The 13,213-nt window shown below is 60.6% G+C and carries 13 protein-coding genes and 1 tRNA gene; 8 read left to right on the top strand and 6 right to left on the bottom strand.

What is annotated here, in order from left to right; all coding sequences use genetic code 11:
* The first annotated feature begins 4 nt into the window (after window positions 1–4).
* The 3 genes from NKJ80_RS11740 to NKJ80_RS11730 all read left to right on the top strand — a co-directional run bounded on the left by NKJ80_RS11740 (window position 5) and on the right by NKJ80_RS11730 (window position 4,357).
* On the top strand, window positions 5–2,011 hold the full coding sequence (locus tag NKJ80_RS11740) for a heparinase II/III family protein (protein WP_352497601.1): 2,007 nt from the start codon (window positions 5–7) through the stop codon (window positions 2,009–2,011).
* Between the two features lie 202 nt (window positions 2,012–2,213).
* Window positions 2,214–3,206 carry a sterol desaturase family protein gene (locus tag NKJ80_RS11735; protein ID WP_023691685.1) on the top strand — a complete coding sequence of 331 codons (993 nt, stop codon included), beginning with the start codon at window positions 2,214–2,216 and terminating at the stop codon, window positions 3,204–3,206.
* On the top strand, window positions 3,203–4,357 hold the full coding sequence (locus tag NKJ80_RS11730) for a GNAT family N-acetyltransferase (RefSeq protein ID WP_352497600.1): 1,155 nt from the start codon (window positions 3,203–3,205) through the stop codon (window positions 4,355–4,357). Before NKJ80_RS11735 ends, NKJ80_RS11730 begins: the two co-directional genes overlap by 4 nt.
* Window positions 4,358–4,667: 310 nt before the next feature.
* Here NKJ80_RS11730 and NKJ80_RS11725 read toward each other — a convergent pair.
* Window positions 4,668–4,744, bottom strand: a tRNA-Met gene (locus tag NKJ80_RS11725).
* Between the two features lie 236 nt (window positions 4,745–4,980).
* On the opposite strand from NKJ80_RS11725, the gene NKJ80_RS11720 reads away from it, so the two are divergent.
* The gene (locus tag NKJ80_RS11720; protein ID WP_352497623.1) at window positions 4,981–5,940 is read left to right on the top strand and encodes a Gfo/Idh/MocA family protein; all 960 of its coding nucleotides are present in this window, start codon (window positions 4,981–4,983) and stop codon (window positions 5,938–5,940) included.
* A gap of 64 nt (window positions 5,941–6,004) precedes the next feature.
* On the opposite strand, the gene mnmA is transcribed toward NKJ80_RS11720, so the two are convergent.
* Window positions 6,005–7,195, bottom strand: coding sequence for a tRNA 2-thiouridine(34) synthase MnmA (mnmA, locus tag NKJ80_RS11715; RefSeq protein WP_023669942.1), 1,191 nt, complete (start codon window positions 7,193–7,195; stop codon window positions 6,005–6,007).
* Window positions 7,196–7,452: 257 nt separating this feature from the next.
* Here mnmA and sciP point away from each other — a divergent pair, with 257 nt between their 5' ends.
* Window positions 7,453–7,728 carry a CtrA inhibitor SciP gene (gene sciP, locus NKJ80_RS11710; protein WP_013529904.1) on the top strand — a complete coding sequence of 92 codons (276 nt, stop codon included), beginning with the start codon at window positions 7,453–7,455 and terminating at the stop codon, window positions 7,726–7,728.
* Window positions 7,729–7,792: 64 nt separating this feature from the next.
* On the opposite strand, the gene NKJ80_RS11705 is transcribed toward sciP, so the two are convergent.
* Complete coding sequence (locus tag NKJ80_RS11705; protein ID WP_352497599.1) at window positions 7,793–8,722, bottom strand: NADP-dependent oxidoreductase; 930 nt, start codon at window positions 8,720–8,722, stop codon at window positions 7,793–7,795.
* Between the two features lie 91 nt (window positions 8,723–8,813).
* Between NKJ80_RS11705 and NKJ80_RS11700 the strand changes: the two genes are divergently transcribed.
* Complete coding sequence (locus NKJ80_RS11700; protein WP_023669944.1) at window positions 8,814–9,215, top strand: winged helix-turn-helix transcriptional regulator; 402 nt, start codon at window positions 8,814–8,816, stop codon at window positions 9,213–9,215.
* A 108-nt stretch (window positions 9,216–9,323) separates the two neighbouring features.
* Here the strand turns inward: NKJ80_RS11700 and NKJ80_RS11695 are convergent, their stop codons facing one another.
* Window positions 9,324–9,701, bottom strand: a complete 378-nt coding sequence (locus NKJ80_RS11695) for a flagellar export protein FliJ (protein ID WP_023669945.1) — start codon at window positions 9,699–9,701, stop codon at window positions 9,324–9,326.
* 449 nt (window positions 9,702–10,150) lie between these two features.
* Between NKJ80_RS11695 and ctrA the strand changes: the two genes are divergently transcribed.
* Entirely contained in the window at window positions 10,151–10,846 is a 696-nt protein-coding gene (gene ctrA / locus NKJ80_RS11690; protein WP_006203583.1) for a response regulator transcription factor CtrA, read from the top strand.
* A gap of 85 nt (window positions 10,847–10,931) precedes the next feature.
* Here ctrA and NKJ80_RS11685 read toward each other — a convergent pair whose 3' ends face one another.
* Entirely contained in the window at window positions 10,932–11,300 is a 369-nt protein-coding gene (locus tag NKJ80_RS11685; protein ID WP_023669946.1) for a response regulator transcription factor, read from the bottom strand.
* 244 nt (window positions 11,301–11,544) lie between these two features.
* Window positions 11,545–12,174: a histidine phosphotransferase ChpT gene (chpT, locus tag NKJ80_RS11680; RefSeq protein WP_023669947.1), complete on the bottom strand. Its 630-nt coding sequence runs from the start codon at window positions 12,172–12,174 to the stop codon at window positions 11,545–11,547.
* Window positions 12,175–12,565: 391 nt separating this feature from the next.
* On the opposite strand from chpT, the gene NKJ80_RS11675 reads away from it, so the two are divergent.
* Window positions 12,566–13,102, top strand: coding sequence for a DUF1134 domain-containing protein (locus NKJ80_RS11675; protein ID WP_245259859.1), 537 nt, complete (start codon window positions 12,566–12,568; stop codon window positions 13,100–13,102).
* Window positions 13,103–13,213 lie beyond the last annotated feature (111 nt).

The following is a 13,213-nucleotide window of genomic DNA, read 5'->3' as shown; positions in this document are numbered from 1 at the left end:
CGTCATGGCCGAAGATATTAACCGCGGGAACGGAAAAGAGGATGCCGCCACACGCTTTTTCGACGGGATGGTGTATGAGGATCAAAATCTTGGCGGAGCGCGGATGAGGGTCGGGTGGTATTTCAACCGATTGCGCAGCATGGAGTTGGCCGAGATATTGCATCGGTTGGACGAGCAGCGCCGGAGGACCGTTTCGCGCCGCCGCGACAACGGCTGGCAGCGCTATGCGTCGCCGCAGTTGCACCCGGTGCTGCACGGATTGCGGAATGCTGTGCCGGCCGCTGCGACACCAGCCCAGCGGCAAGCTATCGAGGCGGCTGCGCAAAACACTCTTCGGGGCCAGTTTTCAGCACTTGGGCAGACCTGGCCACAGCGAGACCCCTATACTCTCTTTCCACCCGAGCTCTGGCGCCTTGATCCGGTGACCGGCCGGCTTTGGCCAGGCCCCAAGACCCATACTTTCGATATCGATTTTCGCCATGCCACCGGCCGTGGCGATGTAAAATATGTCTGGGAAATCAACCGGCTGCAGCAACTGCCGCCACTGGCTGCCCATCTGCTTCTCACCGGCGATGATCAATCCCGTGCGGCCATCGAGGCGGCGATCGAGAGCTGGCATTTCGCCAACCCACCATTTCGGGGCGTTGGCTGGGCCTCGGGCATCGAGGTCGCGCTACGAGCCATCAGCCTGATTGTCACGCTCGACCTCGTCGGCGACCGGCTTGGCGCGGCGACGCGAGAAAAAGTCGGTGAAATACTGGCGGCAAGCGCCTATTGGCTGCCGCGGTTTCCCTCCCGTTTTTCGTCCGCCAACAACCATCTCGTCGCGGAATTGGCTGGCGAATATTTGATCGGTCTGGCTTTCGGGGCCGAGGTGGCTCGCGAGTCGCTCCTGGCTGAGGTGCTCAAACAGATCCTGGCCGATGGCGCCGGGGCCGAGCAGACCCCGACCTACGCCGCCTTCAGTGCCGAGCTTTTCCTGCTGTGCGCTGCGGCGGCGCGCCAGGCCGGACTGCCTTTTCCCCAGCCCGTCGAAGCGCGTTTGGCCGCTTTCGCCAATTTCGCAGGCTGGCTCCCGCCGAAAGCCAGCGGCTTCGGCGACAATGATGAAGGCCGCGTGATCACGCTGGGGGGCGAAACCGATTATGTCGGATCGGTCGCGGCCGCCATCCATGGTTTTCTACGGATGCCGGGCAGGGCACCGGAGCCCGGCGATTTTCGCGCGCTTTTCTTCGGCGCGCCACCGCGGCCGGCGCCGGTGCCGGATGGATTGCATACGTTCACGCAAGGCGGGCTCTCCATCTGGCGCGGCGAGATGAATGGTCGCAACGTCCATCTGACATACGACCACGGCCCGCTGGGCTACCTTTCGATAGCGGCGCACGGTCATGCCGACGCGCTGTCGCTCACCCTGTGCATTGACGGCGATCCGGTGCTGGTCGACCCCGGCACATGGCTCTATGGTTCGGGGGGAGGCTGGCGCGACTGGTTCCGCTCGACGCCGGCGCACAACACGCTGAACCTAGAGGGTAAAAGCCAAAGCATCATCTCCGGGGCGTTCAACTGGTCGCACAAGGCGGTTGCGACATTGGTGGAGAGCGAGCCGGGGCCGCACTGGAGGCTGTGTGCCCGACATGACGGGTACAAAGGCCGCTTCGGCGTTGTGCATCAACGCGCCGTGACACGCGATGGCGACGGCATCCTCGTGACCGACCAACTGCTCGGCGGCAGCCGCGTCGCTGAGATCGTCTTCCAACTCGCCGCCGACCTCCACGCCAACAGGGATGGAAACATTGTCACGGTATTGCGCGGCGCTGAACCTTTGATGACTATCCACTTTCCAGACGCAGCGATCCACATCCGTTCCGGCGGCGACACACCGGGCCAGGGCGGCTGGGTTTCGCCGCGTTTTGGTGCAAGGCAGCCAGCCGAACGCCTCGCATGGCGTGGCCAAGTAGGCGAAAAGGGAGTAGTCATCCGGCTCGCGCCAAGTCCGCCGCAGACCCGATAACGGGCAGGTTGCAGGCGCAGCGTTCGACATTAATTACGTTCAGATATTTAGCGGTTTGACACCGTTGATCTGCTAATTTGGCCATGATTGTTTTGCCAGTCGCATCCCGATACACAGTTGCGGGCAGCATATGATGGGCCTGGCAATATGTGCTTCGCGACGAGCCGGATCGCCATTTCACCACCTAGGAGCCACTGCATCGATGTTTTCGGAATTCGCCAGAGTGATCGTGGAAAAACTCTCACACATCAATCTGCTGACACTCGGTCTCCTGTTGCTCACGGCGCTGGGGAGCGCGGTGGTCGCCTACTGGCGAACGGTCGAACAGAAATCCTTCCGGGACTTTTTCGACTTCGCCTTTCCCGCGGAAGTCATCATGCACCCATCGGCACGAGCGGACGCATTGTTCTGGATCACGAAAAGGCTGGTGATGCCCTTCCTGCTCATTCCCGCCGGTGTCACCTTCGTTGCCGCCACGGGATATGCAACAAACCAGGCAGTCGGCTGGCTCTTCAGCATCTCGCAACCGCTGATACCCGGCCCCGCCGGCCCAGTGACGATCATCCTCTTCACCGCAACCATGCTCGTTGCTTACGATATCTCCTACTACCTATATCACGTTGCCCAGCACCGTTTTCCGTTCCTGTGGGAATTGCACAAGGTGCATCATTCGGCCGAAGTGATGGTTGGGATCACCAAGGACCGGGTTCACCCCCTGGACGATCTGATGAACCGGATCTGGGACGGCGTCATACCGGGGATCAGTTTCGGCTTGTGGAGCCTGATTGCGCTTAATCCGGTCGAGATCGCCATATTTGGCATCAACGTCTATGTCATTCGCAACATTCTCATGATGGACTTTGTTCGCCACACGCATCTGAAGATTTCCTTCGGCCGGTTGAACGGCGTCATCTTGTGTCCGCACTGGCACCAGGTGCATCACAGCGTCGACCCTCGCCACTACGACAAGAATTTCGGGCTGCTTTTTTCATTCTGGGATCGCATATTCGGAACGCAGTTCATCCCGGATCCGGACGAAGACCTCAAGTTTGGACTGATAGATCGCGACGTACGCGACTATCAGTCGCTTTTTGGACTTTACGTGCTGCCGCTCAAGAAAATGGCAAACCATATCGTGCGACTGTTTCAAAAGCGCATCGATGTCGCGCGGCCGCAGGACCGTCTCCAACCATGAACAAAATGGCTTCGATTGACGCTGTTGGTGCGGAGCGACTGGAAATCGTCAGTTCGACGGATCGCCTGGCCGCCATCGAAGCCGAATGGGTAGACCTATGGCATCGTACCGATGCACTGATCTTTCAGAGCCATGCCTGGGTTTCGGCATGGTGGAGCACCGTGCGCGACCGCGCCCGGCGCTCGCTGCGGATCGGCCTGGTATGGAGCGATGACAGGCTGGTCGCTGTCATTCCCCTGGCGATCGGCAGACGAAAAGGACTTCGGCTCCTCGAATGGGCCGCCAATAGCTATACGGACTATGGTGATATTCTTGTCGCGCCGGAATGCTCCCTATCGGCCCTCCAGGACCTCTGGAACCGGATCTGTTCGGCGGGTGGCTTCGATCTTGCTTTTATCAATCGTCTGTCGCCGGATGCGGCAGCCCGCAGGATTTTTACACCGGGCTCTTCCAGCGGCGTCAAGCTTCGCGCCAATCACCGGGAGGAAGTCAGTTATCGCGTCGCTGGACAGTGGGCCAGCGGAGCAGCATGGCTGGCGGACCAGCCGAAAAAGATGCGCCAGAACTATCGGCGCGGCATCAAGATACTGGAAGAAACAGGCGAAGTGAAATTCCGCCTCCTGTCGGCCGACGAGCCGCTGCAGCCATTGCTGGAGCGACTGTCGGCGCTGAAGCGCAGATGGCTGGAAAAGCACACGCGTGAATCCGACCTTTTCGAAGAGGGCGAGCCGGTTCTTGCCGCCCTGGTGGACGCGCTGTCACGCGCCGGTGTGCTGCGCATTTTCGTACTTGAATGCAATGGTGCGATGGTCGCGGTTTCCATCAACATCGTCCAGCACAACGTCATGATGGCATTCGTTACCACCTACGACCCTGATTTTAGCCGAGCGTCGCCGGGTGCGGTCCTGATTACGGAGTATATACAGTGGTCGTTTGATCACGGCTTGGGATTGGTCGATTTCCTCTGTGGCGGAGAGGCCTTCAAACATAGGTTTGCAACACAGGCCGTTACCCTCCAATCCGTTCTTGGGGCACGCACTGTGCAGGGCGCGCTCGCTTCTCTCGCTGATCGTATCTGTCAGACGATCCGCGTACGCTCACGCGGATTGGCGTCGGCGAATCCAGAGCGCCCGCCCGATGAGACTGCTTAATTTAGCTGGATAACTTGGGCATAAGCCGCCGAGCGTTGAGGGCTGGCGTGCGACATGGGCGCGCCATTCGAAAATCCGCGTCGATTGCGCCTCGGAATCGGGACCGAATGGGTCCGCAGGTGCAGACTTCAGCCAATTCCCGCAAATCACGTCTCTCGAGGCGCAGTTTGTCGTCTGCGAAGCGTTGCAACACGTTCGTTGGCGTCACAACGGTAGCAGGCTAGGTCCTGAAAATCATTGAAGATTTTTTCGGACAGGGCGCTACCATAGGTCGGCGTTTTTTCTATAATTTCAGTAGCTTAAGGTAGGCTGGTAGCGGGAGAGGGACTTGAACCCCCGACCCCAGGATTATGATTCCCGTGCTCTAACCAACTGAGCTACCCCGCCAGGGCGGCGAAAGGCCCGAAATCCGCCTTAAATCGAAAGGCATTTCGAGGCGTTCGCCAAGGTCGCGCGGATATAAGGTTGGGAGGGCGAGCCTGTCAAGCATCGATGCGCGAGGGGCGCCGGCATATTGTCGCCGGTAAAAGCTTTGCCGGGCTGGCATCTCCGGTAAGCCACCGGGGTTGAGTTCGACGGGGCACGCCGCTATGTCTCGGCCAAGAAATTAGAGTTTGAAGCTGATGAAGCCGCGCATTGCAGTCCTCGGTTGCGGATACTGGGGCAGCAACCACATCCGCACCCTCAAGGCGCTCGGCGCGCTGCATGCGGTTTCCGATGCCAATCGGGCGCGGGCCGAAGGCTTTGCCAGCGAGCAGGACTGCCTGGCGATCGAGCCCGACCAGCTGTTCGTGCGTGATGATATCGACGCCATCGTCATGGCGCTGCCGCCGCAGTTCCATGCCGATCTTGCCGTGCGCGCCGCTGAGGCCGGCAAGGACGTGCTGGTGGAAAAGCCGATTGCGTTGACCGTGCCCGACGCCGAGCGCGCCGTGCAGGCGGCCAGGGACAATGGCCGCGTGTTCATGGTCGGCCATGTCTTGCGCTTCCATCCCGCCTTCGAGACGCTGAAGGCGCTGATCGACAATGGCGAGCTCGGCGAGGTCCGCTACATCCACTCGCACCGGCTCGGCCTCGGCAAATTCCACACCGAGAACGACGCACTGTGGGATCTGGCGCCGCACGATCTGTCGATGATCCTGGCCATCACCGGCACCGAGCCGATCGACGTCAGGGGCGAGGGGGCGGCACTCCTCGACAATCTCAGCGATTTCGCGCATCTGCACATGCGTTTTCCCAACGGGCTGCGCAGCCATCTCTTCACCTCGCGGCTCAATCCCTATCGCGAGCGGCGGCTGACCGTGGTCGGCACCAAGGCAATGGCGGTGTTCGACGATGTCGAGCCCTGGGAGCGCAAGCTGGCCGTCTACCGCCACGCGGTGTGGCAGGACAGCGGCCAGTGGGCCTTCACCACCAACGAGCCGTCCTATGTCGCGGTCGGCCAGGGGATGCCGCTGACGCGCGAGCTCAAGCACTTTATCCAGTGTATCGAGACGCGGGCCGAGCCGCGCACCAGCGGCGAGGAAGCCATCAGGGTGCTGCGCATCCTGACGGCGGGTACAGTCACGCACACAAAGTCCTGAGACCGTTTCGAAACTCTGCTTTTAAGGCAGATCGAAACTAAAACTGTCTCCGAGAGGGTAGTGTTTACTCTGCGGGAATCTGCGCCGGCCTGGCTGCGAGCCGGCTGAGCATGGCTTCGGCCTCGGCGCCGCGCTCGGAGCGCTCGATGAAGCCGCCGCCGAAGACGCGGGCTTCGTTGCCGTCGTCGGAATAGAGCACGCAGGCCTGTCCGGGCGCGATGCCGGACTCGCCGTCGACCAGTTCGACAAAGGTGCTGCCGGCGCGGTGATGCAGCACGGCCGGGCGCGGCGGCCGCGTCGAGCGGACCTTGGCGAACAGCTCCATGCCGGCGGCCGGAATGTCGGACAGCGCGCGATCGCCCAGCCAGTTCATGTTGCGCAGATAGATCTTGTGGGTCTCCAGCGCCTCGCGCGGGCCGACGATGACACGGGCCCGGTCGGCGTCGAGATGGACGACGTAAAGCGGCTCGCCCGAGGCGATGCCGATGCCGCGGCGCTGGCCGATCGTATAGCGCAGGATGCCGTCATGGCGACCGAGCACGCGGCCGTCGATATGGACGATGTCGCCTGGGTTGGCGGCAGCTGGCTTCAGCTTGGCGATGATGTCGGAATATTTGCCCTGGGGCACGAAGCAGATGTCCTGACTGTCCTGCTTGGCGGCAACGGTCAGCCGCATTTCTTCGGCGATGGCCCGCACCGCAGGCTTGGACAGCCCACCCAGCGGAAAGCGCAGATAGTCGATCTGCGCCTGCGTGGTGGCAAACAGGAAATAGCTCTGGTCGCGGTCGGCATCGACGGGCCGGAATAGCGCGCGGTGGGCGCCATTGGCCCCGGAGCGGATATAGTGGCCGGTGGCGAGCGCATCGGCGCCAAGGTCCTTGGCGGTGGCCAAAAGGTCGGCGAACTTCACCGTCTGATTGCAAGAGACGCACGGAATGGGCGTTTCGCCGGCGACGTAGCTTTCGGCAAACGGGTCGATGACCGCCTTACGGAAGCGCTCCTCATAGTCGAGCACGTAATGCGGAATGCCCAGTGTCTCGGAAACGCGGCGGGCATCGTCAATGTCCTGGCCGGCGCAGCACGACCCGGCCCGGTGCGTTGCGGCGCCATGGTCGTAGAGCTGCAGCGTGACGCCGACGACATCATAGCCTTCGCGCTTCAAAAGGCCGGCAACGACAGACGAATCCACACCGCCCGACATGGCGACGACGATGCGGGTGTTTTGCGGGCTGGCGGGAAGGTCGAGGCTGTTCATGGTTCTTTCGTTCTGCGCGGCGCTTCAATGGCCGTGGCGCGAATATAGGTCAACCACACCAGCGGCGCTAGCTTTGCGGCGGTGCCGATTTTGCGGGAAAATTGCGCGCCTGCCCGCCGTTGCCTCAAATGCCGATAAAAAGACTAACGCGGCGTTCATGATCCTTACCTACTCATTAGGGTTCGCTTAGGCAATTTTTAAAGCTGTGGCGGTAATGTGGTGGGGATTGGGTCTTTGAGTTTTTAGTAGAGAGTACGATGACCGATCTTGTTAGACCGCGAGTCAAATATGTTATTGGGCCTGACGGCAGCCCTCTTACGATTGCCGATCTTCCGCCGACGAATACACGTCGCTGGGTTATCCGGCGCAAGGCGGAAGTGGTTGCTGCGGTGCGCGGCGGGCTTTTGAGCCTCGACGAGGCATGCCAGCGCTACAAGCTGACCACCGAGGAATTCCTGTCCTGGCAAGCGTCGATCGACGAATACGGCCTTGCCGGGCTGCGCACGACGCGCATCCAGCAATACCGGCACTAGAGCTAGGACCACAACAGAAAAGGGCGCGGTAACCGCGCCCTTTTGCCTGTCGGTAATGCCTGCTTCAGACCGTCAGCACCACCTTGCCGATCGGCCTAGTGGCGAGAAAAGCGTGCGCGGCGCCCGCCTGTTCGAGCGGAAACGCCTTTGCCACATGGACCGCAAGCTTTCCCGCATCGACCAGTTTGCCAAGTTCGACGAGGCCTTCACGGTCGGGCACGACGGACATGCGCTCGACGCGGATCCCACGCGCAGCAGCCTTGGCTCGGGTGGTGTCGTGGACATTGAGCAGCGACACCAGGGCGCCACCGTCGTTCAGGACTGTCAGCGATTGGTCGGCATGGTCGCCGCCCATCGGCTCCAGCACCAGGTCGACGTCGCTGACCTCGGCGGTGAAATCTCGCTTGGTGTAGTCGACCACTTCATCGGCGCCGAGCGAGCGGACGAAATCGAGTTTCTTCGGGCTGGCGGTGGCGATGACATAAGCGCCGTGCGCCTTGGCGATCTGCACCGCCAGATGCCCGACGCCGCCGGCCGCGGCATGGATCAGCACGCGCTGGCCGCGCTTCAGGCCGCCATGGCGGACAAGGCCTTGCCAGGCGGTCAGGCCGGCCAGCGGCAGCGCGCCTGCATGAAAGTGATCGATGCCTTGCGGCTTCGGTGCGATTTCATCAGCCGGGGTGACAGCGAGTTCCGCATAGGCTGCGGCCTGCTTGGGAAAATGCGGCATGCCGAACACGGCGTCACCGACCTTGAGGCCTCCATCGACGCCTGGGCCCACCGCCTCGACCGTGCCTGAAATATCCCAGCCCAAAGTGAAGGGCGGTTCGCCCAGCAAAGGATAGTAACCGGCGCGCACCGAGCCATCGACCGGATTGATGCCGGCAGCATGCACGCGCACGAGCACTTCGCCTGACTTGGGCGAGGGCGCGGGGCGATCGGCGATGACGAGGACGTCGGGTCCGCCGACTGAATTCTGGACAACGGCACGCATGGGAGGCTCCTGCTGGGGTTTCTGTGCCACTATCATTTGGATAGTAATATTCCCTTGTCCAGTATGTACCTTTTCCATATATAGGCACCTCATGGATAGTGATAATGATTGCGGCTCCGGCTATGACGCCTTCCAGCGGACGTGTCCTTCGCACGCCGTGCTCGAGATGCTGGCCAGCAAATGGGTCTATCTGACGGTTTGTGCGCTGCGCCGTGGCCGGATGCGCAATGGGGAACTGGCGCGCAAGCTCGAAGGCATCACGCCTAAAATGCTGACGCAGACGCTGCGCGTCCTCGAGCGCGACGGACTGGTGCGGCGCGAAATCTTTCCGGTGATCCCGCCGCGGGTCGAATATGAATTGACCGAACTTGGCCAGAACCTGGCGGGGCTGCTCACCCAGATACGCTCCTGGTCGGAAGAGCATGTGCCTGATATCAAGCAAGCGCGGGCGAGGGCGGCGGCGAACCAGGACGGGGATTTGACACGGGCCTGAAGCTGCGGCCGCCTTGCGGCCAGGTCAGCAGCGCCGGAGCCTTTTGGCGCGCTACACGCAAAGCAAAGCGCGGCGTCAGGCGGCGCCGGTCGGGTTAAAACCCTGCCGTCAGCCGATCATGGCGCTGCGACCGCCGAGTTCCGCGTCGCGGATCTTGGTGTCGCGCGATTCCAGCATCTCGGCCTTGGAAAGCTCCGCTTCAGCTTCGCCGAGTAACGATTCGGCAGCGCTTCGCTGCTGGGCGAGGTCGCTTTGAGAGTTTCTGAGGTTATCACGGCGCAGACGCGCCGCCTTGGCGAAGGTCGGATAGGCAAAATGATTGATGTCGGTGATGCCGGCCTTCTTCTCCTCGGCGGTGATCTGAAGCTCCAGTTCAACGGCCATGCGCTCGAACTCGGCGATCATCATGTCGAGCTGCAGCAGCTGCCGCCGCTTCTCATTCACCTGAAATTGCTTCAGCCGAACGAGGTTTTCACGTGACTTCATGATTCGGTACTCCCGGAAACGCACACCTGCACATATCGTCCAATCCGCCCGCCAGGGCCTGGCGCCGCCCGTATCCACCGGCATTCCCCGAACTATGGGAAACAAATCCCTAAAGTTTTTTGCCGGCGGTAACCATTCGTTTACGCGCATTGTTAATCATAAGGGCGAGGACTTAAGGCCGGGTAAAAATTCCGGCTCCCGATACGGAAGCCGGCCAGCGAGTCCCTTGAGTCACTTAATCCGACTTACTAATGTGTTGCATTAGCGATTTGGTTCTGTGATTCATCATTAGATTCAAGAGGGTGTAGAAAGGGGTTAAAAAATCTGGTACCGTCCTTGGTGCGGAATTAGGTTTTGTTAACCATTCGATGGCAGCCTCTGTTCAGGCAATCACTGCTCCGGTCCCGGATGGGTCGTGACATGGTCCGGCGGCAGAAAAGGGGAATGAAATGCGCGTTCTGCTGATAGAAGACGACAGTGCAACCGCTCAGAGCATCGAGCTGATGCTCAAATCTGAAAGTTTTAATGTTTACACGACCGACCTCGGCGAAGAAGGTGTCGATCTCGGTAAACTTTATGATTACGATATCATTCTTCTCGACCTCAACCTTCCCGATATGTCCGGCTACGAAGTCTTGCGGACACTTCGCCTGTCCAAGGTGAAGACGCCGATCCTGATCCTGTCCGGCATGGCCGGCATAGAGGACAAGGTGCGCGGCCTGGGCTTCGGCGCCGACGACTATATGACCAAGCCGTTCCACAAGGACGAGCTGGTCGCCCGCATTCATGCCATCGTGCGCCGTTCCAAGGGCCATGCCCAGTCGGTCATCACCACCGGCGACCTGGTGGTCAATCTCGACGCCAAGACCGTCGAAGTCGGCGGCCAGCGCGTGCATCTGACCGGCAAGGAATACCAGATGCTGGAGTTGCTCTCGCTGCGCAAGGGCACCACGCTGACCAAGGAAATGTTCCTCAACCACCTTTATGGCGGCATGGACGAGCCGGAACTGAAGATCATCGACGTCTTCATTTGCAAGCTGCGCAAGAAGCTCGACGCAGCATCCGGTGGCCAGAACTACATCGAGACGGTCTGGGGCCGCGGCTATGTGCTGCGCGAGCCGGAAGACATCCGCGTCAGCGCCTGAGCGAACACCATCCGATTGAACCAATGTAAAAAACCCGGCTCAGGCCGGGTTTTTTGCTGTCCTTCTTGGCCGAGGACGTGCCGAGTCAGGCGGCAACCTTCAAGGTACGAAAGCGTTCGAGCAGTTGCGGCCGGTTGAACGGCTTCAACAGATAACCCTGGGCGCCGGCGCGCTTTGCCTTCATGATCGAGGCAACATCGACCTCGACCAGCGAGATCAGAATCTGCGGTTTGATCGTGCTCTCCATGGCGCGAACCTGGCGAATGACGTCGACCGCTTGCATGTCCGGCAGGGCGCCGTCGACGACAATCACATCAGGCATCTCGGCAGCGCACATCTCAACAGCATCAAGTCCAGTTGCCGCTTCGATCACCACCATGTCGGAGCCGCCAAGAATCCGTTTTGCAACCTTTCTGATGACGCTCGAATCGTCGACAAACATGCAGCGCTTCATTTCCGGGTCCTCTTTGCCATGGGGCGAACCGGCGGCATCCGGGTATGGGGATGCACACTAGGCCGATCTGGTAAAGAAGCAGAAAAGCCGTTAGGTAAAGTTTTTACAAACATGTCGTTTGCAGCCCCATTCGGCAGGGGCGTTGCCGGCGCTGAAACTTGCCTGTTCTGAATTTCCGCAAATATCAGCGGGAAAAGATACTTGATTGTTCTTGAATGCTCGGCGTCCTGCCGAACGGCTTCGCTCAAGCCGCGGACAGCACGATCTCTTCGGCGGTCGCGTGAATCGAGATCGTCATGTTGGCCTCACGCGCCAGCAGCAGCGTGTAGTAGGGCTGGACGGTATGGGCGTCGATAGGCTCCTCGGGCTTGTTACCGGAATGGAGCTCGAGGAATTTCGGCGGCACGCGCAGCATCGGGCCGCTTGCGGCAAGCGCAAAGCGCGGCTCGGTGTCGAGGTTTTCCAGCGTGACCACCAATCTGCCACCGCGCGGGATGGCAGCATTGGCGACGAGCAGCAAATTGAGCAGCAGCTTGACCTTGTTCTTGGGCAGCAGGGCGCGAACCCCGTTCCAGATCAATTCCGGCTTCTCGTTCTTCAGGAAGGCGATGGCGACGGACTCGGCATCGCCGGTGTCGATCATCATGCCCGCCGAACCGGCGGCACCGAAGGCGATGCGGGCGAATTGCAGGCGGGCCGAAGCGTTTCTGGCGCTCTGCCGGATCAGTTTCATGGCGTCTTCGTCGGCGCCGCCCTCGTCCAGGAGTTCAAGGCCGTTGTTGATGGCGCCGACCGGCGAAATGATGTCGTGGCAGACTCGGCTGCACAACAAGGCTGCGAGATCGGGTGCGGAGAGAGAGAAAAGCTCAGCCATCGGCGAAAAATCCCTGCTAAAATTCACATCCTGGTGGCCGCGCGGCCGACAGCCACGCTCACCACCCGAATCACGCTCTCTCCCCCCAGGCATTCTGAATACACAGCGCCCGAGCGTGCAGCAACAATCCACAATTCTTGTGAGAAAAACGGCATCTTTGCACAGGATGGGAGCCCGTGCAGACAGTCAGAAACAGCCTTCGAACCGCCATGTTCATGTGGGAGGTTAATGGTTGAAAAAGGATTACGGCATAGTTTGCCCGTAACAGTCATCCTTAACGGCCGCCTAAAGAGCCGGACGGGGTGCGAGGCGTCGGCGAAAGTGCTCCCTGACGGAGATTGGAAGCATGGTTTCCCGATTCTACGACCGGACGTTTGTCCGCGTCTTCTTCATGGCGATTGCCCTCATGGGCGCTCTCGCTTTCTCAACCTCTGCGTCGCGGGCACAGGAATACACCGCTCAGGAGATCGTCGATTCCGGTCACAAGTTCTTCGGCGCGACGTCGGGCGGTCTCGCAACCGTCGTCGAGAAGATTTTTGCCTCCTACGGCCTGCCCAATGGCTATCTGCTCGGCGAAGAGGGATCCGGCGCGCTGATCGGGGGCCTGACCTATGGCGAAGGTACGCTCTACACCAAGAATGCCGGCGACCATAAGGTGTTCTGGCAAGGGCCTTCGCTCGGTTGGGATTTCGGCGGCGAGGGATCGCGGGTGATGATGCTCGTCTATAACCTCGACGACGTCAGCAATCTCTACAATCGGTTCGGCGGCGTTGCCGGTTCGGCCTATGTCGTGGCCGGCGTCGGCTTCAACGTGCTGCAGAACAACAGGGTGCTGCTGGTGCCGATCCGCACCGGCGTCGGCGCGCGGCTTGGCGTCAATCTCGGCTATCTGAAGCTGACGCAGAGGCCGACCTGGAATCCTTTCTGAGCGATTCCGACCACACTTCGACCCGATCAACAGATTCTGACCCGGTGCAGCTGCGGCAAACCCTTGCCGCAGCGCTGGATTTGCGTCATGCGAACATGGCAAAGTCCAGAG

Origin of the sequence: Mesorhizobium sp. M0030 (genome assembly GCF_040323695.1) — a bacterium.
Taxonomy (GTDB): Bacteria; Pseudomonadota; Alphaproteobacteria; order Rhizobiales; family Rhizobiaceae; genus Mesorhizobium.
Note: the sequence above shows the minus strand (reverse complement) of the source record. Positions and strands in the feature narration are given on the sequence as shown.